The sequence below is a fragment of the Rhizobium sp. WW_1 genome (assembly GCF_003610155.1).
Classification (GTDB): Bacteria; Pseudomonadota; Alphaproteobacteria; order Rhizobiales; family Rhizobiaceae; genus Rhizobium; species Rhizobium tropici_A.
The window spans coordinates 103,203-128,227 of sequence record NZ_RAIN01000011.1 but is presented as its reverse complement, the minus strand read 5'-3'; the positions used below and the strand labels follow the sequence as shown (position 1 = coordinate 128,227).

The window sequence follows — 25,025 nt, the reverse complement described above, 5'->3', positions numbered from 1 at the left end:
CATGAGGATCGGACAAGACGGTCGCCATGCGCATCCTGCTCGTTGAAGATACGCAGGATGTCGGCGAGGCCATTTGCCGTCGTTTCCAGGCTGTCGGCCATACGGTCGATTGGCAGGTGAACGGCCGCGCAGCGGCCGAGATCCTGGCCTTCACGGACTATGATCTCGTCATCCTCGATGTCATGCTGCCCGAGCTCGACGGCTTCGAAATCCTGAAGGGTTTGAGACGTGCCCGCGTCACGACGCCGGTCCTTATGCTGACGGCACGCTCTGAGGTCGACGATCGCGTCGGTGCCCTCGACCTCGGCGCGGACGACTACCTTGTCAAGCCGTTCGACTTTCGCGAGCTTGAAGCGCGGGCCCGGGTGCTGCTACGAAGGCGCAGCGGCGACGCCACCAACCTCGTCACCTGCGGCGACATCGTGCTCGATCGTACCAGCCGCTCGGTCAAAGTCGGCAAGCGTGAGGTTCAGTTGAAGCGCAGGGAGATGACGCTACTGGAAATCTTTGCTTCCCGGCCCGGGCGCGTATTCAGCAAGCAGGAGCTGCTCGACCAGCTCTATGGGTTCGACGAGGCCGTCAGCGCCAATGCGATCGAGCTCTATGTGGGACGACTGCGCAAGAAGCTCGAGGGAGCGAAGGCCCGCATCGTCACGCTTCACGGCATCGGCTACCAGTTGGTCTCCGATGACGCTTGAACGCTCGCTCTTTGGCCGCCTGGCGGTCGTCATGTCGGTTCTCCTGACTGCCGGGGCAGCCGTGCTCATCACCGCAAGCTGGTATTCCGCCCGCACGGCGGCCGACGATGCTTATGATCGCGTGCTGGTCGGCGCAGCGCTCCAGATTGCCGATGGCCTGGCCGTCCAGGAAGGCGCCCTGATTGTCGATCTCAGGGCCTCGGCATTCGAAATGCTGGGGCTCGCCGACCGCGATCGCATCTTCTATCGCATCGTCGATCCCACAGGAAAGACGCTCACCGGCCACCGGGACCTGGAGACGAACATCGACCTTGCCACCGTGCATCGAGAGCCGGTCTTGAGCTCCGGCCTCTATAAGGGGGAAGCGGTGCGGATCGCGGTCGTCGGGCGGGCGCTCTCGGACCCAGCCGCCTCGGGCTGGGCGCATGTGATCCTCGCCCAGACCGTAGAGGCGCGCCGGGGGCTGACGCATGAGCTGACGCTCGGCGCCGCGATCACCATCGTCATCATGTGCTTCCTGGCGCTGGTTGTCATGATCCTCTCCATCCGTCAGGCGCTGCGGCCGGTCAATCAATTGGGCGGCGCGCTTCGGCGCAGAGATCCGCAGGATCTGACACCGCTTTCCGTATCGGTGCCGCGCGAGCTGCGACCCTTCGTCGGCTCTATCAATCATTTCATGGGCCGCCTCAACGAGCGTGTCGTGCTGCTGCAGCGCTTCATCGCGGATGCGGCACACCAGATACGGACGCCGCTCACTGCGCTCACGGCCCAGCTCGACCTATTGAACAGCGGCGAGCTCGATGAGACGGACAGGCAGCATCTCAGCCGCGTGCAGCAGCGCGCCGACGAGCTGGCGCGACTGACCAACCAGCTGCTGAGCCATGCCATGGTCATTCATCGCGCCGAATCCGTGCAGCTGGAGCCCGTCGATCTCAACGAGATCGCACGGCGCGCCTTTCGCGTCGCGGTGCCGATCACCGTGGACCCCGATATCGTGGTATCCTTTGAGGAAGCGGATGCCGAACTTACAGTCCTCGGCGATCCCGTCAGCCTGCGCGAGGCGATCGTCAACGTCATTGACAATGCGCTGAGGCATGGCACCCTTTCCAGGCTCGAGGTGCGGGTGCGCGATGCCGGCCCCTTTGCTCATGTCGAGGTGGAGGACGACGGTCCGGGTATTCCATCGGAAGAATGGCCGCGCGTTACGCAGCGTTTTCAGACGTCAAAAGCCGGCGAAGGAAGTGCCGGACTTGGCTTTGCCATCGCCTCGGAGGTTGCGGCCGCGCATGGCGGCGCGCTGCAATTTCGCGCCAAGGGCGCGGATGCCCACGGCTTCACCGTCATTCTCGCTCTTCCGCGCATTCACAGGGAGGGAAAATGAAATCTCGGCACCTCGTCGCCTTCTCGCTGGGCATTGCGGCTTTTGCCCTTGTGCCGACGCTCGCAACAGCCGTCGAAGGCACGACAAGGCTCTTCCCGGCGATCAGTAGCGAAGCGGCTCGCCTGTCGATCCATGGCGCGGCCGATCTTGAAGCCATGGCGCCATTGATCCGGGATTTTCAGGAGATGGCGCCGGATATTGCCATCGAGTATTCCGACTATGTCACGAACGATCTGCATCAGAAGGCCAGTGCGGCCTGCGAGCAGAATACCCCCCTTGGCGATCTGTGGCTCTCCTCCTCACTCGACCAGTTGGTCAGCCTTGCCAATAATGGCTGTGCCTCGGCTTACAACTCATCGGAAACCGCCCAGGTGCCGAAATGGGCCAATTGGCGTGACGAGGTCTTCGGCTTCACCTTCGAACCGGCGGTCTTTGTCTACAACATGCGCTACGTGCCTGCTGGCGATGTGCCGCGCACCCGCGCCGAGCTTGCCGATCTCCTCAGGCGTCGGCTCGATTATTATGAAAGGCGGGTGGGAACCTACGACATCAGGACCTCCGGGGTCGGCTACCTCCTTGCCTTCAGCGATGCGCGCCAGGCGACGGCGACCTATGGCCGCCTTCTCGAAAGCATGAGCCGCGCCGACGTGAAGGTCAGCTGCTGCACAGGGTCCATCCTGCAGGAGATTGCAAGCGGACGCCTCTATCTCGCCTACAATATGATCGGGTCCTATTCCTACGCGGCGGCCAAGGCCAACCCCGACCTGAAGGTCGTCATTCCGCGCGACTATACACTGATCCTCAGCCGCGGCGTGCTGATACCGAAAACCTCGCAGCGACCGGACCTCGCCCGGCGCTTTCTCGATTATCTGCTCTCCAAGCGCGGTCAGGACGTGGCGCGCCGCAAGGCCTTCTTCTTTGCAGAAAAGGGCGATATTCCCGAAGGGGTCGACGGCCCACCGACCCTCGGCGAATTAAGTTTCGTCCAGCCGATCCGCATCGGCCCCGCATTGCTCGCCGCGCAAGACGAAGCGCAGCGGCGGCGCTTCATCGACGACTGGAGCCACTCGATGCTGAGCCAGCCGGCATCGTCACCCTGACCGTGGAGACGATGCCATGCGCCTGCCCGCTCACGTAAATGATATCGGGCACCGTGCAAATTCCCGTTGAAGCGGGTCACGTTTGATTGTACCTGTCAGCCCATGGGTAAAGCCTATCGAATCGCACTGAGCAAGCTGCTCCTTCTTGTGCGGCTGGCGATCATCGTATCGCTGGCGGGCTATACGTTGTCCAATGCCAACGCAGCCATGCATGGCTCGGCATTTCCGGAATTCCGTGCCGAAAAGCTCGTGGATCATGGCGATCATCATGCCATGCAGACTGACGCCACCGGCAAGCATCACGACGATGCGTCCGGATTGGCAAAGGCCAAGATCGCCAAGCAGGAATGCTGCAAGGATTTCTGTGTCGGCTTCGGTATTGTCTGCAACGGCTATGATGCCGGCGGCCCTGCCGTATCCTCCATCCGCCAGTTCATCGACGATCGGCACGCGCCCGGCGAACGGCCCAATCTCGATCGCCCCCCGAATATCTGAATAGGTCCTACCCGCATGTGACGGGTTCGCATGGCTTTTGCCGGAATTTTTCCCGCGAATGCCATTGGCAATCTCCTATTCGGATTTCTAAAGATGAGACCTTCCATAATCGTGGTGGGGCTGCCCCTTTTCGTGGGCGGCTGCGCATCCACCTTCCCTCCTGACGTCGTCGCGTCATCGGATTTCGAACAGACGCATTCTGTCGTGCCTCTGCAATTCAGTTCCCCTGTCTCGGGTTATGTCCCGCGCATGCCGGTCGATCCAAGACCCTGGCGCCAGCAGAACGACCAGCAATCTCCGGCCAAGGGAGATGCGCAATGAGTTCAATTCGCACGCTTGCGGTGGTCACCGCATTTCCAATTTTTCTCGGCGGCTGCGTCAGCGGCGCCAACTATGCCGGAAAGGAAGCCGGCTTTTCTACCGTGTCGACGACGACCCGATCCGTCATCGCAAAGGATGCCGTCTGGGTACAAAACCAGGAACAGGCCAAGGCACTGTCGGCGCGAACCAAAGCGCTTCTGTCCCGCGAGAAAGTCCTTGATGCCGAAACCGCGGTCCAGATCGCGCTCCTCAACAACAAGGGCCTTCAGGCTAGCTATGCCGATCTCGGAGATAGTGCTGCCGATGCGTGGCAGACGACCATGCTGCTCAATCCGACCGCCTCCGTCGGGTTGAATGGCATCGGCACGCCCGAGCTTGAAGCATTCCGGACGATCGAGGGCGCGCTCACGGCGAACATCCTGGCGCTGATGACCAAGAAGCGCGATGTCGCATTGGCCGATACGCGGTTCCGGCAGGCGCAACTCAATGCCGCGATCGAGACGCTAAGTCTCGCTGCCGATGCGCGCCGCGCCTGGATCACCGCCGTTGCCGCCGACGAGAATGTGGCCGGACTGCAACGTGCGCAGGCGGCAGCGGATGCGGCATCGGAACTGGCGGAGAAGCTCGGGGAAACCGGAGCAATGGCGAAAGGTCCGCAGGCTCGCGAGCATGCGTTTTCCGCCGAACTCGCCGCAGAAACCGCCAAGGCGCGACTGACCGCCCGTCTCGCCAAGGAGGAGCTGACCCGACGGCTCGGACTTTGGGGTTCGGACATGAGCTACCGGCTGCCGAACCGCCTGCCGTCTTTGCCGAAAACGATAGCCAAACGCGACCGTATCGAGGCGGACGCCCTTGGGAATCGCATCGACCTGAAGGCTGCAAGGCTGGAACTTGCAGCCTCCGCACAATCCTACGGCCTGACGGAAGCGACCCGCTACGTCACGGATCTGGAGCTCATGACCGGTCTTGAGGCCGAGCGCAGCCGCGAGGATGGGACGAAGAAGGTCGAATTCGCGGGATCGGCTGAAATCGGCTTTGCCATTCCGATCTTCGACAGCGGCAAGGCACGCATGCGAAAGGCGGAACTCGCCTATATGCGCGCGGCCAACCGGCTGGCGGAAAAGGCCGTCAATGTGCGCTCGGAGGCACGATCGGCCTATGAGGCCTATCGCTCCAGCCTCGATATCGCGCGTCACTATCGCAACAATGTCGTGCCCCTGCGCACCAAGGTCGAGGAGCAATCGCTGCTCACCTACAACGGCATGATCACCAACACCTTCGAGCTGCTCACCGACACGCGCGAGAAGATCGACGCCCTCGTGCAGTCCGTCAACGCCAAACGCGACTTCTGGCTCGCCGAGGCCAATCTCGCACCCGCCATCTATGGCGGCGGCTCCTCCAGTGCCTCGGAAACCGCGGCCGCCGGCTCCGGTGAGTAGAAAGGATATTTCGATGTTCAACAGAAGACAGTTCTTCGGCGCGGGCGCCGTCATGCTTGCGGCTGGCGCCTGGAGCAAGACGTCGGCCATGGGATTGCCCGAGGCACCCTCCATGGCCTCGGCCGACATGCAGCCGCCCGTTCAGCCATCATCAGGGCCGGATTACCAGCCGGTCGTCACCCTCAACGGCTGGACCCTACCGCACCGAATGAACAATGGCGTCAAGGAATTCCATCTCGTCGCCGAGCCCGTCGAGCGCGAGATGGCGAACGGCATGACGGCCTATCTCTGGGGCTACAATGGCCAGTCACCCGGCCCGACGATCGAAGCGGTAGAGGGCGATCGGGTGCGCATTTTCGTCACCAACAAGCTGCCCGAGCACACGACCGTCCACTGGCACGGCATGATCCTGCCATCGGGCATGGACGGTGTCGGCGGTCTGTCACAGCCGCACATCCCCGTCGGCAAGACTTTTGTCTACGAGTTCGATCTCGTGAAGTCGGGGACCTTCATGTACCACCCGCATTCGGACGAGATGGTGCAGATGGCAATGGGCATGATGGGCTTCTTCGTCGTCCATCCGAAGGACCCGAAATTCATGCGGGTCGACCGCGACTTCGTCTTCCTCCTCAATGCCTACGACATCGATCCCGGCTCCTATGTGCCGCGCGTCATGGAAATGACCGACTTCAACATGTGGTGCTGGAACAGCCGCGTCTTTCCCGACATCACACCGCTCGTCGTCTCGAAGAACGATCGCGTGCGCGTGCGCGTCGGCAACCTGACGATGACCAACCATCCGATCCATATGCATGGCTACGACTTCGAGGTGACCTGCACCGACGGCGGCTGGGTGCGGCCCGAGGCGCGCTGGCCGGAAGTCAGCATCGACATCCCGGTCGGCGCCATGCGGGCCTATGAGTTCGATGCCAAGTATGAGGGCGACTGGGCGATCCATTGCCACAAGTCGCATCACACGATGAACGCCATGGGACACGACATCCCGACCTTCATCGGCGCTGATAAGTCCAAACTCGCCGCCAAGATCCGGAAGCTTCAGCCCGACTATATGCCCATGGGCACCAAGGGCATGGCCGATATGGGCGAAATGGAAATGCCCATACCCGAAAACACCGTGCCGATGATGACTGGCTGGGGTCCGCACGGCCCCATCGAGATGGGTGGCATGTTCTCGGTCGTGAAAGTCCGCCAGGGCATCTCCGCGGACGATTACGCCGATCCCGGCTGGTACCAGAACCCACCGGGAACGCAGGCCTTCGAATGGACCGGCGAGTTGCCGGATCAGGCGAGAGCCAAGAATGCGGAAACTCGCATTACCCCGAAGTCGAACAATCAATGATGCCCAAACATCCCCAACTGCAAAGGAACTCAAAGTGAAGCAACTCGTAATCGCAATGCTCATTGCAACCCTTGCCGGTCCCGCTTTTGCCTCCGGAAACCATGCCGGCGGCCATGACGACAAACTCGCGGTCGGCGAACCCGGCGACAAGAGCAAAGTCACGCAGACGATCCGCGTGACCATGAAGGAAACCGAAGACGGCCGGATGCTGTTCCAACCGGCCGTCATGAAGGTGCGCAAGGGGCAGACCGTAAAGATCGTGCTCAACAATGCCGGCCAAACCGACCATGAATTCGTGCTCGATCAGGAAGACAAGATCCTCGAGCACAAGGCTGTCATGGCGAAGTTCCCCGAGATGGAGCATGCCGACGCCAATTCGATCCGCCTTGCCGCGGGCGAATCCGGCGAGATCGTCTGGAAATTCACCAATGACGGTGACTTCAAATTCGCCTGCCTCATCCCCGGACACTACGAAGCGGGCATGCATGGCGACGTGTCTGTCACTACCAAATGAACTCTTGAACATCTGGAGAAAGCAACATGAAAAATCTCGCTGGAATTGCCCTTGCAACTGCCCTGGCCATCGGCGCTGCCGCAAGCGCCCATGCGCAGGAATTCACCAAGGGCGTGATCAACAAGATCGATGCCAAGACGAACAAGGTCACGATCAAGCATGAGGAATTGAAGAACCTGGACATGCCGGCGATGACGATGGTGTTCCGCGTCGAAGATCCCGCCATCCGCGCCAAACTGAAGGAGGGCTCGGCAATCGAGTTCATCGCCGAGCGCGTGAACGGCAAGCTGACCGTTACGCAGATAAAGTAAGCAAAAGCGGCGGTCGGGCTCCGAGCGGGGCCCGACCAAACGACGATTTTCGAGTTCTCGGATCCGCCGCTGATCACGCCACGAATGGACATTCCCTTGCTTACTCGCGATTGCCGTCGTCGGTGTCCCATTTTTCGGCAAGGTCGGCCATCGACTCCCCTCGACTGCTAACTTCTCTCCTGCACTGTATTATTAGGTTTAGATTTTTTAGTTGATGCGAATCTTAACCCATGCTCTTTAGGCGAGCGATCCATCGGCTGGAAGTGCTGGTGAAGTTGGGGGGACCGATGCGCCATATCACGAATCGAGGTTCGAAAACCGCTTCCGTCTCGCTCAAAGCAGCACTCGTCTTGGGAACGAGCCTCGTCGCGCCGGAGATAGCCCAGGCTGCATGCAGCCGCTTCACGCCAGCAAGCGGCCAGACGGCGACCTGCGATGCGACATCGCCCAACCCGGTTACCACGGGCATCTATGGAGCGGCGGGAAGCTCCAACGTCACGATCGACATTCTCGGAGGCGCGATCGTCACCGTCACTCGCTCGCCGACCGCCAATGCCGGCGCTCGCGTCGCCGATTCCAGCACCATCGTCAACAATGGCAGCATCTCTCTCACCGGTTCCGGCAGTACTGGCACCAACCGCGGCGCGGGGCTGGTCGGCACCGGCAGCAATAACTCGATCACCAACAACGGCTCGATCAGCAATACCGGCCAATACAATGACGGCATGGCTGCCGACGGCAGCGGCAACACCCTCATCAACAACGGCTCGATCACGACGACGGGACCAAACGCCTATGGCATGACCGCGAGCTGGGGCCAGGTCGGCGGCGGCTTCCCGAACAACACCATCATCAACAACGGCTCGGTCGCAACAAGTGGCAGCAACGCACGCGCAGCATCAATCCTCGGCTCGAACGGTACAATCACCAACACGGGAACACTGACCACGAGCGGAAACAGCGCGCCGGCAGTCTATATCCAGGGCATCAACGGCCGTCTGGTGAACAGCGGCACCATTCACGCTAGCGGCGGCGCAGCTTCGGGCAGCCCGCCGTCGGACGGCGTGTTCTCCAATACGGTCGGCTCGGGGTTCAATGCGACGATCATCAACCTTGCCGGCGGTCAGATCATCAGCGACCAGGGGCCCGCGATCCGCACGCTCAACGGCCAGACAGCCATCACCAATGCCGGCCTTCTGAGTGGTGGCAACGGCTTTGCCATCAGCGGCGGCAACGGCAATATTTCCCTGACCCTGCAAACCGGATCGAAAATGATCGGCACGGCCAATGGCGGCAACGGCAGCAACACCGTCACGCTACAGGGCGAAGGCGTGATCGATAACGCGTTCACCAATTTCCAGACGCTCTACATGACAGGCACAGACTGGACCTGGGCCGGCACCGGCGACTTTCGCGACAGCTTCATTCAGAACGGCACCTTTCAGCTGCAAACAAACCTGACAGGCAATGTGACGGTGTCGTCCGGCGCTAGCCTGCTTGCCGGCGGCGGCTTCAATCCCTCGATCACCCCCTATCCAGGCGGCCCGGCCATCACACTTACCAATTCAGGCGTGATCGACCTGACCAATGGCGGCTCTCAAACCACAAACAGCCTCACCGTCGCCGGCAATTATGTCGGCTCTGGCGGTAGCCTGCTCCTCAATACCGTACTTGGCGACGATGCCTCCGCCTCCGACAAGCTGGTGATCAATGGCGGAACGGCGTCGGGTTCGACCGCCATCACCGTCAACAACATCGGTGGAGGCGGCGCGGCCACCATGCTGAACGGCATCAATGTCGTCGAGGCGACCAACGGCGCCACCGCCAGCAGCAGCGCCTTTTCCCTGAACGGCCGGGTCGCGGCGGGCGCCTATGAATACTACCTTTTCAAGGGTGGCGTCAGCGCGGGAACGAGCAACAACTGGTATCTGCGCTCGGCCTATGTCGCGCCCGTTCCGACGCCGACCGACCCTGACCCAGAAGGCCCCATTTTGACCCCGCCTCCGGGCGGAACCACGGAGATTCAGCCGCCGCTGGTGACTCCAGACAACCCGACGCCAACACCGCCCAATCCAGGCGCGACACCGATCTCTCCCGAGATCATGAATATCGGCGGCGTTGACGTGGAGGTCATCCCGCTGATCCGCCCCGAGGTCGCGACCTACACGGCTATCCCGCCGGCAGCTCAAGTCGCGACACTCGCCACGCTCGGAACGTTTCATGAGCGACGCGGGGAGCAAAGCGTGGTGACCTCGGGCAATGTTGCTTCCGCGGTCTGGGGACGAGGCTTCGGAGAGCATGTCGACCAGGGCTGGTCGGGCTCGGTATCGCCGTCGATCGACGGCTCGCTCTGGGGTCTGCAGACCGGCATCGACATTCTTCGCCACGAGAGCGACAATGGCCATCGCGATATTGCGGGCCTGTTCTTCGGCTATGCCGATCTGCGCGCCGACGTGACGGGGCAGGCAGTCGGCTGGAACAATGTCAAAACCGGCAAGATCAATCTCGATGCCACAAGCGTCGGCGCCCATTGGACCCATATCGGCCCCACAGGCTGGTATCTCGATGGCGTGCTGATGGGCACCTGGTTCGGCGGCGACGCCAACTCGATCGGCGGCACCGGGATCGATGTCGGCGGCAGCGGCTTCACCGCGTCTCTCGAAGGCGGTTATCCAATCGCGCTCGGCGGTGAGTGGTCGCTGGAACCGCAGGCGCAGTTGATCTGGCAGGATATATCGCTCGACGACAAGCGTGATGCCTTCTCCGCCGTTTCCTTCGGTTCCGATACCAGCTGGACCGGGCGCGTCGGTGCCCGGCTGCAGGGCAATTTCCAAACATCGGCAGGTTTGCTTCAACCCTATCTGAAGACCGACATCTGGCATAATTTCGACAGTACGGACACGGTCCGCTTCGATTCAGATGCGATGAACACCTCAATGAAGGGTACCTCGATGCAGGTCGGCGGCGGCGTGGTCTATGCCTTCAACACGTCGCTGAGTGCCTTTGCGACAGCCGACTACAGGTTCGACGTCAGCGGTGAGCATGAACGTGTGTTTCAGGGCAATGTCGGGCTGCGTGTGAAATGGTAGTTCGAGCAAGGCGCCTGGTTCCGGCCAGGGTGCCGTGTGCCACGAGTGTCGGCAGCAAGCTCTTGCGTTGACTATGACGGCGGCGGGATCAGAAGCTGGACACGCCCTTGGCCTTCAGCTTCGCCCTGGCAACCGTGACATAGAAATAGTTCTTCAGTTCGGCCAGGCACGCCTTCACATGGCCTTCGACAACTATGCGGTCGCCGGTCCCAGGTGCAATTTTCTCATCATGCAGCCGCATCAATTCATCGATGTTCCGGTCGCAATTGGTCATGCGTTCCTGCAAGCCATCGGCCTTGCGCGGCGTGTCGATCGGCCATCCATAAAATGCGCCGCTGGCGAGCATCACCACGCATATGCCAGCTGCGACCATTTTTAGAATACGAACCATCATTCCTCGCGGGAGCCGGGGTAAAACTGCTAGTACCGGGCGGCTATGATAGCACAATCTGGGCAATTTAAGGGTTGGTGCTGTGCACCGACAGCTGCGGTGCGATCAGCTTGTGCGGATCGCAGCTCGGCAGACAAACTACTCTTTCAGCATCGATATTCGCTTCAGCTCGTCGTCGATCTTTCGCGACGGTCAGCCTGACAAACGGTACGCAGCTCGTCAATGGCCTGCTGCACCTGCTCGGCATCGACGGGCTTGTGGAGCAGGAGATGGCCGCTTTCGGTGACCTGCTTCAGGCGAGCCGGCGACGTGTCTCCGGTCAAGATGATAGCTGGCAGGCGGCCCCCTGCATGGATGCGCATCTCCTCGATCGCTTCGAGACCAGTCGTGCCGGCCTCCAGCCGGTAGTCTGTGATGATGATGTCGATCCGTGCGGCGCCATCCCGCGATGCTTCATCACGGGCGCGGCGGGCCTCGGCCGCCGAGCGTCCGGCATAGACGCGGTGGCCAAGGGTGTTCAACAACAGGCTGATTGCATCGAGCGCATCGCGCTCGTCGTCGATCACCGCCACGCCGAGCGCGCCATCAGATGCGCTTTCTCTACCGGCGACGCCGAACTTGCGACTGTCCGGAGCGGCGATCGGAACCATCAGGGCGAACATCGAACCCTTCCCTTGCTTGGATACAAGCCTGAGCGGATGATCGAGCAGGCCCGCGCTTCGTCGGACGATCGCAAGGCCGAGGCCAAGTCCCTGTGTTCGGTCGCGCGCCGGATTGTGCAACTGCACGAACTCCTCGAATATCAGCTTCTGCTGATCGGTGGGAATGCCCGTACCGGTATCCCAGATCTGGATCTCGACCGACGTGCCGCGTCGGCGGCAACCAAGGAGGACGCGGCCCTTTTCCGTATAAAGCAGCGCATTGGAAATCAGATTATCGAGTATTCGCTTGAGCAAGACGGGATCGCTGTCGACCCAGAGGCTACTGTCGACGACACGCCATTCGATGCCGCGGCTGGCAGCGGCACCGGCGAATTCGTCTTCAAGCCCGGAAAAGAGCCTTGCCAGCGAGATCGGCTCTCTTGCGACAGTGACCACGCCGGCATCGAGCCGGGAAATATCGAGTAGCCTGTTCAGGAGGTCACTGAGATTGCCGACGATCGATTTCGCCTTGTCTGCAAGTTCGCGCGCAGCTTGGGATGCGACATTGCCGCGCTGCCCGAGAATGCCGAGCGTAGAAATGAGGAGGCTGAGCGCATGGGTCGGCTGGCGCAGGTCGTGGCTTGCCGCGGCAAGAAAGCGTGTTTTCGCGCGATCGGCCGTCTGCGCGCGATCACGTTCCTCCTGCAGACTAACGACCAGCTCCTCATTGCGCAGGCGCAGCGCCACCGTTTCCCGGAGCATGCCGTATGTGATGCGGCAATAATAGATATTGATGACGACCAGGGAGGCCAGCAGAAACAGGAAAGCCCCGGATATCGCGCTATCGTTGAGAATGCATTTCAGGGCAATCGGTATGACCGTGATGATGATCGAGCCGACAAGCGCCGGCGGAAAGGCCGATAGAGACGGCACCGTGCCGCAGACGAGTCCGGTCAGCACGATCACGGTAAAGGAAAGCACGACCGGGTTTTCTGGCAGGAAACCGACCCAGCCGACCGTCCCCCAAAGAAGCCCCGATACCCAGGAGAAGGCCGCGGCGAGCCACGCCCACAGCATGAAGGTTTCCGGCTTACGCCCGCTGCCGAAGAATCGGCGGGAGGCAAGAACGCGGGAGGCCGTCAGAAGATAGAGCGCACCAAGCCAGCCGAGAAGCCAGGTCAGCGAAACGACCTCACGCAGAATGTAGACAGCCGCCGAAGAGGTGACGATGTTCGAAATGACCACGCCATAGGAATTGCGATACAACAGCTCGACGAGTGCCTGGCGTACCTTGTCGTCCTGCATGAATACCTTCCGGTTGTCGGTTGAGCCGGCGTCATCGGCCGGGTTGATTTATCGGTAACCTGTCTCACATAGATTGCAGACTATAGATTCGTTACCATACACCCACAGGTCGCATACGCATGAATCGCCCGCTGACTGTCATCATCGCCGACGACCATGCCATCGTCCGCGAGGGATTGAAGCTCCTGATCTCCGCCATGACGGACGTTTCCATCCTTGCGGAGGCGGCCAACGGCGAAGCGCTGCTCGATATCGTGCGCGACACGCGCGCAGACCTCCTGACCCTCGATCTCGGCATGCCCGGTGTCGCCGGAATCCAGTTCATCGCCGAAATCCGGACGCTGGCGCCCCGCATGCGCATCCTGGTGCTGACGGCGAATGTCGAACCGCGCACGGTACGAGCCGCGCTGGAGGCCGGCGCTAACGGCTACCTCACCAAGGACGGCGATCCCGAGGAACTCGACCAGGCGATCGCGGCCTTGAAAAGCGGCAGGACCTATCTGGCGAAATCGATCCGGTTCGCGGTTGAGCGGCCGGAGCGGCCGGGCAAGGTGCCAGTCACGGGAGAAATCGTTTCGCCCATTCCCCTGACGCTGCGGGAGCGCCAGATCCTGCTTCTGTCGGCGCAGGGCCTGACGGCGAAGCTCATGGCGGAGCGGCTCGGCATCAGTCCGCTGACGGCCCGCAAGCATCGGGAAAACCTGATGCGCAAGCTTAGTCTTCACAGCACTGCCGAAGTGACGGCCTATGCGGTCCGGCTTGGATTGCCGGTTGGCTGAAGCATGCATCCACGCCTCCTGAAATCGCTGCATGCGAGGATTCGCGTGCCATTCGGCGCAGAATAGGCGATCCCACCTCCATGCCGAAATACGACAGGCGTCGTATATGAGGCAGCACGTATAAGGCGTAGCTCTCCCGGCGAGCGACAGCCCATCGGGAATCTGCCGCTCCGGGTCGCTCCAGTGGGGAGAGCAACCTCGAAAGAGTGGAGGATACGCCGTGATCTCATTCGAACACTGGACGTCGTTCGTCCTTGCGACACTTGTCTTTGCCTGCATGCCGGGTCCGGCCATCATCTACATGACCGCCCAGACATTAGCACATGGCAGTCGTGAGGGATTGAAGGCAGCGCTCGGGGTCCATCTTGGATGCTATGTTCACATTGCCGCCGCAACGATCGGCCTTGCGGCTCTGCTCGAACAGGCGCCGTCGGTCTACGCGGTCATGAAGCTTGCCGGTGCCGCCTATCTGGTCTGGCTGGGGGTTACGATGTTCCTCGGCTGGCGCGAGCATGGCAGCGAAACCGCCGACTTAAAGCCTGGCGTCCTGCGCGACAGCATCATCGTCGAGATTCTCAATCCGAAGACCGCGCTGTTCTTCGTGACGTTCCTGCCGCAATTCGTCGATCCCGCCGCCGCGATGCCCGTCTGGGCCCAGTTCCTTGTCCTTGGCACGGTCGTCAACATCATTTTCTCTATGGCCGACGTCAGCGCCGTCGGCCTTGCCTCGCTGACACTCGGGCGGTTTGCCCGCGGCAACCGAGGCAAGCTGGTTCCGCGGACTTGCGGCTCTCTCCTGATCGCCCTCGGCGTCATCCTCGTGCAGCGGCATGGCTGACGCGAACCGAACCGGAGAAAGAAACATGCCTGCCTTGAGCCTTGCGGCATCATGGGCAGGCACGCTTCAGCCCGATCGCAACGGCCTCAACCGCCGGCTCACTCAATGTGCGGGAGCCGGCTCCGTCTCGGTTTCGGACGCATCCTTCTTGTGATGATCGGCTGCGAGCAGCATGTAGACCGCCGGCACGACGAAGAGCGTAAAGAGCGTGCCGATGGCAAGCCCGGTCGCGATCACCAGGCCCATGTTGAAGCGGGCGGCGGCACCGGCACCGGTTGCGAGAATGAGCGGCACGACGCCCAGCACCATGGCGCCCGTCGTCATCAGGATCGGACGCAAGCGGATGCCGCAGGCGCCTTCGATCGCCTCGCGCTTGGTTTTCCCCTCGGCCTGCAAGGTGTTCGCCACTTCGACGATCAGGATGCCGTGCTTGCTGATCAGTCCCATCAGCGTCACCAGGCCGACCTGGGTATAGATGTTCATCGTCGCGCCGCCGATGCCGAGGCTAATGAAGGCAAGCGCGCCTGCGATCGACATCGGCACGGAGACGAGGATGATGAACGGGTCTCGGAAGCTGTTGAACTGTGCCGAAAGCGCCAGGAAGACGATAATCAGAGCAAGCGCGAACGTGGTCGCCATGCCGCTCGTTTCCTGCACGTATTGACGCGACTGTCCGCCGTAATCGACCGAATAGCCCTGGGGCAATGTCCGGGCCGCGATCGATTTGAGGGTATTCAGCGCATCGCCGACGGCAACGCCCGGCGCCGGCACGCCGGAGATGGTGGCCGAGTTCAATTGCTGGAAGTGCGCGACCGAACGCGGCGTGGCCTCAAGCGTCGCGGTCGCAATCGCCGAGAGGGGTATCTTGCTGCCGTTCACGTTCGCGATCGGATAATTCATGATCTGATCGATGGTCTGCCGCGAGCGCTGTTCCACCTGCGGGATGACTTGATACGAGCGATTGTCGATACTGAAATAGTTGACGTAGCCACCGCCCAGCATGGAGGCGAGCGCCGAACCGACATTGTTCATGGACAGACCGAGAGCAGAGGCCTTGCTGCGGTCGATCTTGATCGAGTATTGCGGATTATCGACGTAGAGATCCTTTGTGATGAAGATAAACTGGCCGGATTTCTGCGCTTCCTGCAAGAAGGTGTTCGACACTTCGTTGAGCTGTTCGAAACCGCTGGTGCTGCCGATGGCGAATTGGACCGGCAGACCGCTGGCGCCAGGCAGCGGCGGTATCTGGAAGACCACGGCCTGTCCACCGGCGATCTTTGCCAGGTCGGCCTGCACCAGGGGCTGCAGCTGATCCGCAGTTCTCGTCCGCTGGTCCCAGGGCTTCAGCACCATGCCCTCGAAGGAGGTACCCGGCACCTCGACCTGCAGGGTCTTGTCGGTTTCGGGGAAACTGTGGAAGATCTTGGTGACCTGGTCGGAACTGAGCAGCTTTTGCTGAAGCGTTGCGTTGGGCGGGTTCGTCACCTGTGCCGCGAGGAAGCCTTGGTCTTCATTGGGCGCCAGTTCGGTCTTGGCGCTAGTGTAGAGGAAATAGATGCTACCGAGCACGATCACGGCAAAGACCAACGCCACCGGTATAGTGTTCAGGCTGCCGTGCAGCATGCGCACATAGGGCCGATGGATTTCCGAGAAGCGACGATCGATGAAATCGGAGATCCGCTCCTCCCAACCGCTGCGATCGATGAGATGCGGTTTCAGGATGCGCGAGCACATCATCGGCGTCAGCGTCAACGCAATGATCATGGACACGGTGACGGCGCCGACCAGCGTGAACGCAAATTCGGTAAACAAGGCGCCCGTCAGGCCACCCTGGAAGCCGATCGGCACGTAGACGGCAATCAGCACGACCGTCATGGCGAGGATCGGCCCGACCAGTTCATGTGCAGCATCGAGCGCCGCCCTCATGGGCGTCGCGCCCTCTTCTATATGACGGTTGACGTTCTCCACCACGATGATGGCATCGTCGACGACGAGACCGATCGCCAGCACCAGGGCAAGCAGTGTCAGAAGATTGATCGAGAAGCCGAAGATCAGCATCATCGCGAAGGTGCCGACCAGCGATAGCGGTATGGCGACGACCGGAATGGCGACCGATCGCGGTGAGCCCAGAAAGGCGAAGACCACGAAAATAACGATCACCAGCGCTTCGACAAGGCTCTTCACGACCTCATCGATCGACGTAGTCACGAAGGTGCTGGAATCATAGACGATGTAGCCCTCAAGCCCTTGCGGCAACTGCTCCTGGATGCCTGGAAACACCGCACGCACGCCGGCGATCACATCGAGCAGGTTGGCGGTTGGCGCGATCTGAATCCCCATGAACACGCCGTCCTGTCCGTCGAAGCCGATCTGGACATCGGGATTTTGAGATCCGAGCGCAACGGTCGCGACATCCTTCAGCCGCACGATCGAGCTGCCGATCTGCTTGACCACCATCTCATTGAACTCGTCCGCAGAATGCAGGTCGGTCTGCGCCGTCAGCACCGTCTGTGTCATCTGGCCGCGCGTCGTGCCGATGCCGGAAATGTAGTTGTTGGTCGAAAGCGCGGTATACACGTCACCGGCGGTCAACCCATAGGCAGCAAGCTTGTCCGGCTGCAACCAGGCTCTCAACGCAAAGGTTCGCGCACCGAGGATTTCGGCTGTCTGAACGCCATTGACCGCCTGCAATTTAGGCTGAACGACGCGCGTCAGGTAGTCGGTAATCTGGTTGCTGGCGAGAACATCGCTGCGGAAGCCGATGTACATTGCGTCGATCGACTGGCCGATGGAGACCGTCATGATCGGCTGCTGCGTACCTGTCGGCAGCTGATTGAGAACGGAGGACACCTTGGCGTTGATTTCGGTCATCGCCGAATCGGCGCTGTAGTTGAGCCGAAGGTTGACGGTGATGGTCGACGTGCCGCTGGTGCTCGTCGAGGTCATATAATCGATACCATTGGCCTGGGCGATCGCGTTTTCGAGCGGCGTCGTGATGAAGCCGGCGATAACGTCAGGTGCCGCACCCGGATAGGTGGTCGTCACGGTGACGACCGCGTTCTGCGTCTGCGGATACTGGCGCACGGTGAGCGAGCGGAACGACTGGTAGCCGATGACGATAATCAACGCGCTGACCACGAGAGCGAGCACAGGGCGCTTGATGAAGATATCGGTGATATTCATCGTCACACCTCAGTTCGGGTTTGCCGGGTTCGCGTTGGGATCGTTCGACGGCTGCACCGCGTTGTTGATGATGACAGGCGTGCCGTTGTTGAGTTTCAGCTGGCCGGACGTCACCACCACTTCGCCCGCGTTGAGGCCCTTCGTCACCGAGATTTGGTCGCCGCGGGCCTGCCCTGTGCTGACGAATTTCTGATTGGCGACGAGCTGCGGCTTTCCATCCGCCCCATTACCCTTGTCGGTTATGACATAGACGACATTGCCATAGGGGTTGATGGTAACGGCGGCCTGCGGCAGGGAGATATATTCCTTCGGTTCACCGACCACGACCGTTATGTTGCCGAACATCCCGGGTAGCAGCTTGCGGTCGGTATTTGGGAAGGTCGCGCGTATGGTCAGATTGCGGCTTTGAGTATCGACGAGCGGGCTGATGGCGGTGATCTTACCCTCGAAGCTCTGGCTTCCGTAGGTATCGACCGTCGCTGTTACCGCCTGCCCGACTTTCAATTGCGAGAGAGCCTGCTGTGGCAGCGAAAAATCGAACTGGATCGGATCGAGCGACTGCAAGGTGACGACAGCGGTCCCCGCCGGCAGATACTGGCCGAGGCTCACCAGCCGGATGCCGAGATGCCCGTCGAAAGGCGCACGAATCGAGTATTGATCGATCAATGCCTGTTGTGAAGCAACCTGCGCCTGCGCGGCCTTCCAGTTCGCCAGATCGCTGTCGACCTGGCTTTGCGCAATCGTGTTCGCCTTGATCAGCTTGGAGTCGCGATCATAGGCAATTTGCGCGTTCGCCATCGTCGCCTTGTACTGGTCGAGCGTCGCGATCTGCTGATCGGCAAGCAGCTGCACGATGAGATCGCCTTTCTTGACGTCCTGGCCATCCTGGAAACCGATCGTCTGTACGATCCCCGAGACCTGTGCCGAAAGACTGGCGCCCTCAACCGCATTGAAGCTGCCGATCGATTGCAGCGTCGTCTGCCACGGGCTCGCCGCCGCGGTAATCGTCGACACCGTCTGCGGTGGCGACTTGAGGTTAGCCAGATAAGCCGCAATCATGCGGTTCTTGAATGCCTGGAAGCCGAAGATCCCGCCAAGGATCAGGCCTATGACGATCAGCATGATGATCATGCGTTTTATCATGAGTGGTCACTCTACTCTTCGCTAACAGGTCGATAGGAGTTGTTATGATGTGGGTGCCGCCGGATCTCATGGCAACCCTTCGGCACCACAGGGGCCACACGCATAGCCTGGCTTACAGGCGGCAGATGCGCAGTAACCGATCATCGACAGAATTGGTAAGATTAAACGGGTAAACTGCCGGCGCAGAAAATTCATCGCCGAATAGCGTTCCGCGTTCATTGAAGGCGGTCTCAAGTTGCAATGAATGGAACTGGCGGCGTTCCGTGCGGCCATCCTATGCAAACCTCACCAGTCAAACGCCATTGGACTGCCTCAATTTTGATCGAGCATAAGTTGTTATTGCTCGATCGACAACAGCCGATTTTCCATGCCTAGTTCATATTTAATAGAGTCTTGAACAAAAGCAATGAGGGCACCACTGCGACAGATATGCTCAATTAGCATAGCCAGAGCATTGGCTAACTCGATAGCAAAGCACATCTCTCAACCGCGTCGAGCGGCTTCTATCGCTGCAACGTCGATCTTCTGCATCGTCATCATCGCATCGAAAGCACGCTTTGCCGGATCGCCACCCGCGCGAAGCGCTTCCATCAGAATGCGCGGTGTAATCTGCCAGGACACGCCCCATTTGTCCTTGCACCAACCGCACTCGCTTTCCTGACCGCCATTGCCGACGATGGCGTTCCAATAGCGATCGGTTTCCTGCTGATCTTCGGTGTAGATCTGAAATGAAAAGGCTTCATCGTGTTTGAACGCCGGACCGCCGTTCAGGCCAACGCAGGCAACCCCCGCAACGGTAAACTCGACGACCAGCACATCTCCCTGCTTGCCCTCGGGATAGTGCCCAGGCGCTCTTATGACGGCGTTGACAGCGCTGTCTGGAAAGGTCTGGGCATAGAAATTGGCCGCCGCTTCGGCATCCTTATCATACCAGAGGCAAATCGCGTTCTTTGCCATCGCTTTGGTCCTTTCGCGCTCCGTTTTCTCTCTTCTTTCACAAGATAGGCGCAGGATTGCACTTCTCCACCCCCGGCGGCATCATTTCGCAAAGGCATGATCGCATCGGCACCGGGCGTCCGAGATCCGGCTGGTCAACAAGGCTTTACCTGGATCAGGCCGAAGCAGATTATGGCTGACCCTGAAAACGGACTTCTTTACGAGCTACAACATACGATTGGAGCACACGATGCTGATCAACATAAGCGGATGGCCGGGCGTTGGTAAGCTGACGACCGGGCGCGAATTGCGCGCGATCATGGGCGGCAGGCTCCTCGACAACCACACGATCTTGAATGTGGGATATGCTTTGGCCGAGGGCGGAACTTCTGAATATTATGAGCTGGTCCGCGCCGTCAGATCTGCGGCCTTCACGACGATTCTAAAACTGCCCTCGACCCTGCCCGTCATCTTGACGAGCGTCGTTGCCCGTGGAGGAACAAGCGGCTTTCTCGAGGAAAATTGGCAGGCGATCATTGATCTGGCGCGAGCGCGAAACTGCCCGCTCTTTTCCGTTACCCTGATGTGCTCTCCCGCCGAGAATACTCGTCGCATCGTCAGTGAAGATCGCGGCAACCGTGGAAAAAGCCGAAAAGCAGAAATTCTAGATCGGCTCGTTGCCGAGCGTTCGCTTTTCGACGATGGGGCAACGCATCGGACGACCATCGACAATACGAATTCCTCTGCCCAGGAAACGGCGCAACATATTCAAGATTGGATTGAGACTTTTTCATAAGGCTCATAGGTTGTAGACCACTACATGCCGACGAGCGAACTCGGCCCGCATGCGCCGGCAACCGCACCGGAGGATGGAGGGCGGTCCGCATGACGAATGAGCCGAAGTGAAGCGCGAAGGTTACTCCCATGGTTTTCTGGATAGCAAATGTGGCCGGATTGATCATCGCCTATCTCATCGGTTCCACACCCACGGGCTACCTCGTGGGGAAGCTGCTTGCGGGGATCGATATCCGCGAACACGGCTCCAAATCCACCGGAGCGACGAACGTGTTGCGTACCTTGGGCAAATGGCCGGCGCTGGCGGTTCTTACGATCGATTTGCTGAAAGGTGCCGTAGCGATCATCTTTGCTCGCTGGTTCTATCCCTGGCTCCCTGCATTGCCATCGATCACGGCGCCGACAGGGTTTGATCTGCAAGTCTGGGGAGAGTGGGTCACTTGCCTGACCGGGCTTGCCGTGTTGTTAGGACATGGGCGTTCGATTTGGCTGCGCTTTACCGGCGGCAAGTCTGCGGCAACAGGACTGGGCGTCCTGCTGGCACTATCCTGGCCGATCGGCTTGGGTGCGGCCGCAATCTTCGGCATCGTCCTGGCAACGTCCAGAATTGTTTCCTTGAGCTCAATGCTTGCCGCATTGGCGGCAATGGCTCTCGTCCTCGCTCTGGAGCAACCATTGCCCTATCGGTTGTTGGTAATAGCAGGCGGCGTCTATGTCATCGCGCGCCACCGCGCCAATATTCAGCGGCTGCTGTCCGGACAGGAACCGCGTTTGGGGCAAAGCGTCCCAAAACCCAAGGCGCCCTTCGATATCTCAGCATAGAGGTCGACGACCTCTTCGGCCATACCTGAAATCTTCATTGGCAGAATCACATGAAGAACCTCGGATCTCAGATCGAAACACCGCGCCTGTTACTGCGCCCCTCACGCCTGTCGGATATCCCCGCTCTGTTCGAATTCCTTGGGGATAAGGAGGCCATGTGCTACACCCATGTGGACGAGACAATCGCCGCCTGTCGCCGCAGAATTGCCGCTTACGAATGGCGGCGTCGACGCGACGGATATGCGCCATGGACTGTTGTCAGAAGGGATGACGCAAAAATAATCGGCTGGGGCGGCTTGTACGACGATCCGTTTGAACCGGGCTGGGGCTGCGAAATCGGATACTTTTTCCGTCGGGACACCTGGGGACGCGGATATGCATCGGAGCTGGTCGCGGCAGCTCTACATCGGGCCGACAATGGGCTACAGCTTCGGGAAGTCCGGGCATTTGCCCATCTCGAAAATGCCGGCTCCAGGAAGATCTTGGAAGCGGCAGGCTTTGGGATCGTTCGCTTCGTTCCTGAGATGAACCGACTGCTCTTTTCCAGATCTCGTCCCGAGAACGGTACGACCCTTTAAAGGCGCATGGCAGACGCAGCGGTGTCGAGCCCAGAAGAATCCACGACCCGCAACACGCGTTGCGGGTCGTGTGCGATTTACCGCTTGCACGCCTTCGGCGAGAGCAAGCCTAATGGCGGTCGTGACCGTGGCCGTGGCCGTGACCGTGGCTATGACTAGACGGCGTGGCTGATGACGTGAACAGGCCAACATTGCCGTCGCCAGATGCGGTGGGGTCAAGCAATGCATCGACTCGATTGAGATCACCCTCGCATTGTCCCTCCTGCCGATTGCGATGGGCGTCGACCGCAGCAGAATAAAGTCCCATGGCCTCGCTCTTTGGTTGACCCATCGGAGCAACACGCAACTCCGTTCCGGTCAGTTGAAGACTTTCCGCGCAGCTTAGCGCAGCGAAGCTCGGAGCGGATGACGTCACAAGAGCGGCAAAGCTTGCCCCCAAGATGGCGAACACGATCGTCGGTTTGGGCATTTTCAACATTGCAACCTCCATCAGGAGCAATTGCCGGTTCTGCCGAACAGGCGGATTTTGAGTTTGCGAAAGCACGGCGATCTTGAGGAGCGCCGACATGTTGCAGTCTGAGCCGCTTCGCATCTCCCCGATATGATCTGGATCAATGCGTTCAACCCCACAGCTGTGCAGACCCCAGCGAAGATTACTTTCGATTGAGTTTTCCGCCGACCGTCCCAAAAGCCATGATTGGCCACCAAAGCCATAATCCGTCACCTCGTGTTACCATCGATGACGAGGCAGCCGCCGGCTTAACTCCTTATTCTCCATAGAAATTTCATCTAGCTGATTATCTGGGCGAGACCCGGAGAGACGCGATCAGCCTCTCATATCGGCCGGCTATTTTCTCCGCACTCGCCTGCCGCAGCGCCAGCGTTGAACGAATATCACGACTGTTTCACTAAGAAGTGCTCAGCTCGTGATACCACCGACCTTCCATGCGGAAACTTCTAATTCATTGTAACATTTGAGGAAATATTCAAATCACCCCGGGAAAGCACACATCTTCTCTCACCGATCATTAATTCGAGTTAAGTTTTCGAAGACTGCTCTCCATTATAATATTCTCGGCAAGGGAGGGGGTATCGATCTCAAACCCTGAAGGCATCTTTTTATGCCGCATGATCTGCTTGTGCTTAATGGCAAATTGAGCCGCCCTTCCAGCTCGACAAGCCGGAATGTGCATCTTTCACCCTTTCATATGCCAGGCTTTTCTCTGGGCAAGGAAGCGCTGAATGCACTTGTCACCCGCAAGCGCATCTACATGAAGGGATGCGATATTATTCATGAGGACAGACAGGCTAGAAGTGCCTATTTGATCTATACTGGTTGGGCATGTTCCTATCGACTCCTGCGTAATGGAACCAGACAGATTATCAACTTCCATGTTCAGGGCGATCTTCTGGGTGCGCGGCGGCTTCTATCTCCAGATTGCGATGACAATCTCAGCGCGATAACGTGTGTCGAAGTCGGAGAGATAGACATTGATAACCTTTTAGCGGCATTCTTTTCCGACAACCATCTGGCCATGTCCATTCTGTGGTCCACATTTCGTGACGAATCTATAGTGACACAGCACCTGGTCGATATCGGGCGACTCAGGCCGATCAACAGGACTGCTCACTTCTTTCTCGAGCTTGGTGCCAGATTGAATCTTGCGGGTGTCGGCACAGGAACGACCTATCAATGTCCGTTAACGCAGTCGTTGATTGCCGATGCGCTAGGTCTGACCACCGTCCACTTTAATCGCGTTCTCAGACAATTGCGCGAGTTGAACACCATGATATTTCATGAAGGACAGGTCGAACTTCTCGATAGCGCAAGGCTGGAACGCCTAGCCGATTTCGACTCATCCTATCTGCGATAATCGATACCGGAATGCCGCCTGTAACCATCGCTTGCTGAGACATGAGCTTGGTGGTCGCGCAGTAAGCAGGCGGCTCTGCCCGGCGTCGGCTAGACTTTCCCGAGCTTTCGATAGTGTATCCCGTTTGCCGCGAATTGCTCCCGAAGCCATTTTGCCGCCGGGCCTGACGAGCGTTGCTTGTGCCAGACAAGCTCGAGCGCGACTGGATGCGCACCTTCGTCGAATTGCAGCACCGGCGTTGCCAGGTTAGGGGCGAGCGGCGAGTTTTCGAGAATGTGGGCTGGGATCAGCGCCCATCCGATCCCCTGCTGCAGAATCTGTAAAATGACCCAATGGCTTTCAACCCACCACACTTCCGCGGCGACGCGCAAACGGTGGGTTTCCATGCCGTCGCTCCGCTTCGTCACCATGATCTGTCGATGACGTTTTAGCTCCTCCCAGGTGACGGGGAACTGTGCCAGAGGATGGTTGCGGCCGCAGACCAGGATGAGAGGAACCCAGCCGATCGTATGAAAGCCGAGCGTGGGCGGGAGATTCTCTTGCCGCCACATCACGCCGAGATCGGCCTTGCCGTCCAGAACCAGCCCCACGACATCCTTGGTCGGGGGAAACCGCAGCTCCAGCTCGACATGCGGGAAGCGATCGGCAAAGGCGGCAAACAGCGCACCGGTCGACGACTCGGGATACAGTTCGTCGATCGCAACGACAAGCCGCGTCTCGACATGTTCCTCGAAGCTCCTTGCGATGCCGATCAGATGTTCGCGGCGGTCTAGAAGCAGCTTCGCCTCCGGCAGCAGCCGTCGCCCCGCCGCTGTTAATGTCGGGTTTCTTGTCGCCCTGCTGAAGAGCTTAACGCCGAGATCGTCCTCCAGCGTCGAGACGAGCAAGCTTACCGCCGACTGCGCCTTGCGCAGGTGTCGGGCCGCGGCTGAAAACGAGCCTGCTTCGACGGCGGTTACGAAAGCCTCCAATTGCTCAAGTGAAACAGTCATCCATCAGAAATCCAGATAGTAGCTAACTTTACCTATGAGA

Annotated in this window: 23 protein-coding genes; 16 read left to right on the top strand and 7 right to left on the bottom strand. The window is 59.7% G+C overall.

What is annotated here, in order from left to right; translation table 11 throughout:
- Positions 1-26: 26 nt before the first annotated feature.
- From BJ928_RS27240 to BJ928_RS27195, 10 genes are all read left to right on the top strand, one after another.
- Positions 27-698: a response regulator transcription factor gene (locus BJ928_RS27240; RefSeq protein ID WP_047633575.1), complete on the top strand. Its 672-nt coding sequence runs from the start codon at positions 27-29 to the stop codon at positions 696-698.
- Entirely contained in the window at positions 688-2,079 is a 1,392-nt protein-coding gene (locus BJ928_RS27235; protein ID WP_047633577.1) for a sensor histidine kinase, read from the top strand. The genes BJ928_RS27240 and BJ928_RS27235 overlap by 11 nt, the downstream gene beginning before the upstream one ends.
- Positions 2,076-3,179 (top strand): ABC transporter substrate-binding protein, encoded by a 1,104-nt coding sequence (locus BJ928_RS27230; RefSeq protein WP_052227794.1) that lies wholly within the window; start codon positions 2,076-2,078, stop codon positions 3,177-3,179. The genes BJ928_RS27235 and BJ928_RS27230 overlap by 4 nt, the downstream gene beginning before the upstream one ends.
- A 102-nt stretch (positions 3,180-3,281) precedes the next feature.
- The gene (locus BJ928_RS27225) at positions 3,282-3,674 is read left to right on the top strand and encodes a hypothetical protein (RefSeq protein ID WP_047633579.1); all 393 of its coding nucleotides are present in this window, start codon (positions 3,282-3,284) and stop codon (positions 3,672-3,674) included.
- A gap of 93 nt (positions 3,675-3,767) precedes the next feature.
- The gene (locus tag BJ928_RS27220; protein WP_047633686.1) at positions 3,768-3,995 is read left to right on the top strand and encodes a hypothetical protein; all 228 of its coding nucleotides are present in this window, start codon (positions 3,768-3,770) and stop codon (positions 3,993-3,995) included.
- Positions 3,992-5,434 (top strand): TolC family protein, encoded by a 1,443-nt coding sequence (locus BJ928_RS27215; RefSeq protein ID WP_047633580.1) that lies wholly within the window; start codon positions 3,992-3,994, stop codon positions 5,432-5,434. Before BJ928_RS27220 ends, BJ928_RS27215 begins: the two co-directional genes overlap by 4 nt.
- A 13-nt stretch (positions 5,435-5,447) precedes the next feature.
- A complete protein-coding gene (locus tag BJ928_RS27210; RefSeq protein WP_047633582.1) occupies positions 5,448-6,794 on the top strand; it encodes a copper oxidase in 1,347 nt (448 codons plus the stop codon).
- A 34-nt stretch (positions 6,795-6,828) separates the two neighbouring features.
- A complete protein-coding gene (locus BJ928_RS27205; RefSeq protein ID WP_047633583.1) occupies positions 6,829-7,308 on the top strand; it encodes a plastocyanin/azurin family copper-binding protein in 480 nt (159 codons plus the stop codon).
- Between the two features lie 26 nt (positions 7,309-7,334).
- A complete protein-coding gene (locus BJ928_RS27200) occupies positions 7,335-7,619 on the top strand; it encodes a copper-binding protein (RefSeq protein WP_047633585.1) in 285 nt (94 codons plus the stop codon).
- Positions 7,620-7,906: 287 nt separating this feature from the next.
- A complete protein-coding gene (locus BJ928_RS27195) occupies positions 7,907-10,708 on the top strand; it encodes an autotransporter outer membrane beta-barrel domain-containing protein (RefSeq protein ID WP_052227795.1) in 2,802 nt (933 codons plus the stop codon).
- Positions 10,709-10,796: 88 nt separating this feature from the next.
- On the opposite strand, the gene BJ928_RS27190 is transcribed toward BJ928_RS27195, so the two are convergent.
- Entirely contained in the window at positions 10,797-11,102 is a 306-nt protein-coding gene (locus BJ928_RS27190; protein WP_147413946.1) for a hypothetical protein, read from the bottom strand.
- Between the two features lie 161 nt (positions 11,103-11,263).
- Entirely contained in the window at positions 11,264-13,045 is a 1,782-nt protein-coding gene (locus BJ928_RS27185) for a hybrid sensor histidine kinase/response regulator (RefSeq protein WP_047633588.1), read from the bottom strand.
- 119 nt (positions 13,046-13,164) lie between these two features.
- Between BJ928_RS27185 and BJ928_RS27180 the strand changes: the two genes are divergently transcribed.
- Positions 13,165-13,824: a response regulator transcription factor gene (locus BJ928_RS27180; protein WP_047633589.1), complete on the top strand. Its 660-nt coding sequence runs from the start codon at positions 13,165-13,167 to the stop codon at positions 13,822-13,824.
- Between the two features lie 220 nt (positions 13,825-14,044).
- The gene (locus BJ928_RS27175; protein ID WP_047633591.1) at positions 14,045-14,662 is read left to right on the top strand and encodes a LysE family translocator; all 618 of its coding nucleotides are present in this window, start codon (positions 14,045-14,047) and stop codon (positions 14,660-14,662) included.
- Positions 14,663-14,764: 102 nt separating this feature from the next.
- Here BJ928_RS27175 and BJ928_RS27170 read toward each other — a convergent pair whose 3' ends face one another.
- The 3 genes from BJ928_RS27170 to BJ928_RS27160 form a co-directional block, all read right to left on the bottom strand.
- On the bottom strand, positions 14,765-17,845 hold the full coding sequence (locus BJ928_RS27170; RefSeq protein WP_047633592.1) for an efflux RND transporter permease subunit: 3,081 nt from the start codon (positions 17,843-17,845) through the stop codon (positions 14,765-14,767).
- 9 nt (positions 17,846-17,854) lie between these two features.
- Positions 17,855-18,976: an efflux RND transporter periplasmic adaptor subunit gene (locus BJ928_RS27165; protein ID WP_245432564.1), complete on the bottom strand. Its 1,122-nt coding sequence runs from the start codon at positions 18,974-18,976 to the stop codon at positions 17,855-17,857.
- Between the two features lie 495 nt (positions 18,977-19,471).
- Complete coding sequence (locus BJ928_RS27160; protein ID WP_047633595.1) at positions 19,472-19,945, bottom strand: VOC family protein; 474 nt, start codon at positions 19,943-19,945, stop codon at positions 19,472-19,474.
- 229 nt (positions 19,946-20,174) lie between these two features.
- Here BJ928_RS27160 and BJ928_RS27155 point away from each other — a divergent pair, with 229 nt between their 5' ends.
- The 3 genes from BJ928_RS27155 to BJ928_RS27145 all read left to right on the top strand — a co-directional run bounded on the left by BJ928_RS27155 (position 20,175) and on the right by BJ928_RS27145 (position 22,119).
- Positions 20,175-20,720: an AAA family ATPase gene (locus BJ928_RS27155; RefSeq protein ID WP_052227796.1), complete on the top strand. Its 546-nt coding sequence runs from the start codon at positions 20,175-20,177 to the stop codon at positions 20,718-20,720.
- 128 nt (positions 20,721-20,848) lie between these two features.
- Positions 20,849-21,541, top strand: a complete 693-nt coding sequence (gene plsY, locus BJ928_RS27150; protein ID WP_047633596.1) for a glycerol-3-phosphate 1-O-acyltransferase PlsY — start codon at positions 20,849-20,851, stop codon at positions 21,539-21,541.
- A gap of 50 nt (positions 21,542-21,591) precedes the next feature.
- On the top strand, positions 21,592-22,119 hold the full coding sequence (locus BJ928_RS27145; RefSeq protein WP_047633598.1) for a GNAT family N-acetyltransferase: 528 nt from the start codon (positions 21,592-21,594) through the stop codon (positions 22,117-22,119).
- Positions 22,120-22,228: 109 nt separating this feature from the next.
- On the opposite strand, the gene BJ928_RS39425 is transcribed toward BJ928_RS27145, so the two are convergent.
- Positions 22,229-22,843 (bottom strand): hypothetical protein, encoded by a 615-nt coding sequence (locus BJ928_RS39425; protein WP_245432562.1) that lies wholly within the window; start codon positions 22,841-22,843, stop codon positions 22,229-22,231.
- A gap of 397 nt (positions 22,844-23,240) precedes the next feature.
- Here BJ928_RS39425 and BJ928_RS27135 point away from each other — a divergent pair, with 397 nt between their 5' ends.
- Positions 23,241-23,993: a Crp/Fnr family transcriptional regulator gene (locus BJ928_RS27135; RefSeq protein WP_082011916.1), complete on the top strand. Its 753-nt coding sequence runs from the start codon at positions 23,241-23,243 to the stop codon at positions 23,991-23,993.
- A gap of 89 nt (positions 23,994-24,082) precedes the next feature.
- On the opposite strand, the gene BJ928_RS27130 is transcribed toward BJ928_RS27135, so the two are convergent.
- Complete coding sequence (locus BJ928_RS27130; RefSeq protein ID WP_047633601.1) at positions 24,083-24,985, bottom strand: LysR family transcriptional regulator; 903 nt, start codon at positions 24,983-24,985, stop codon at positions 24,083-24,085.
- Positions 24,986-25,025 lie beyond the last annotated feature (40 nt).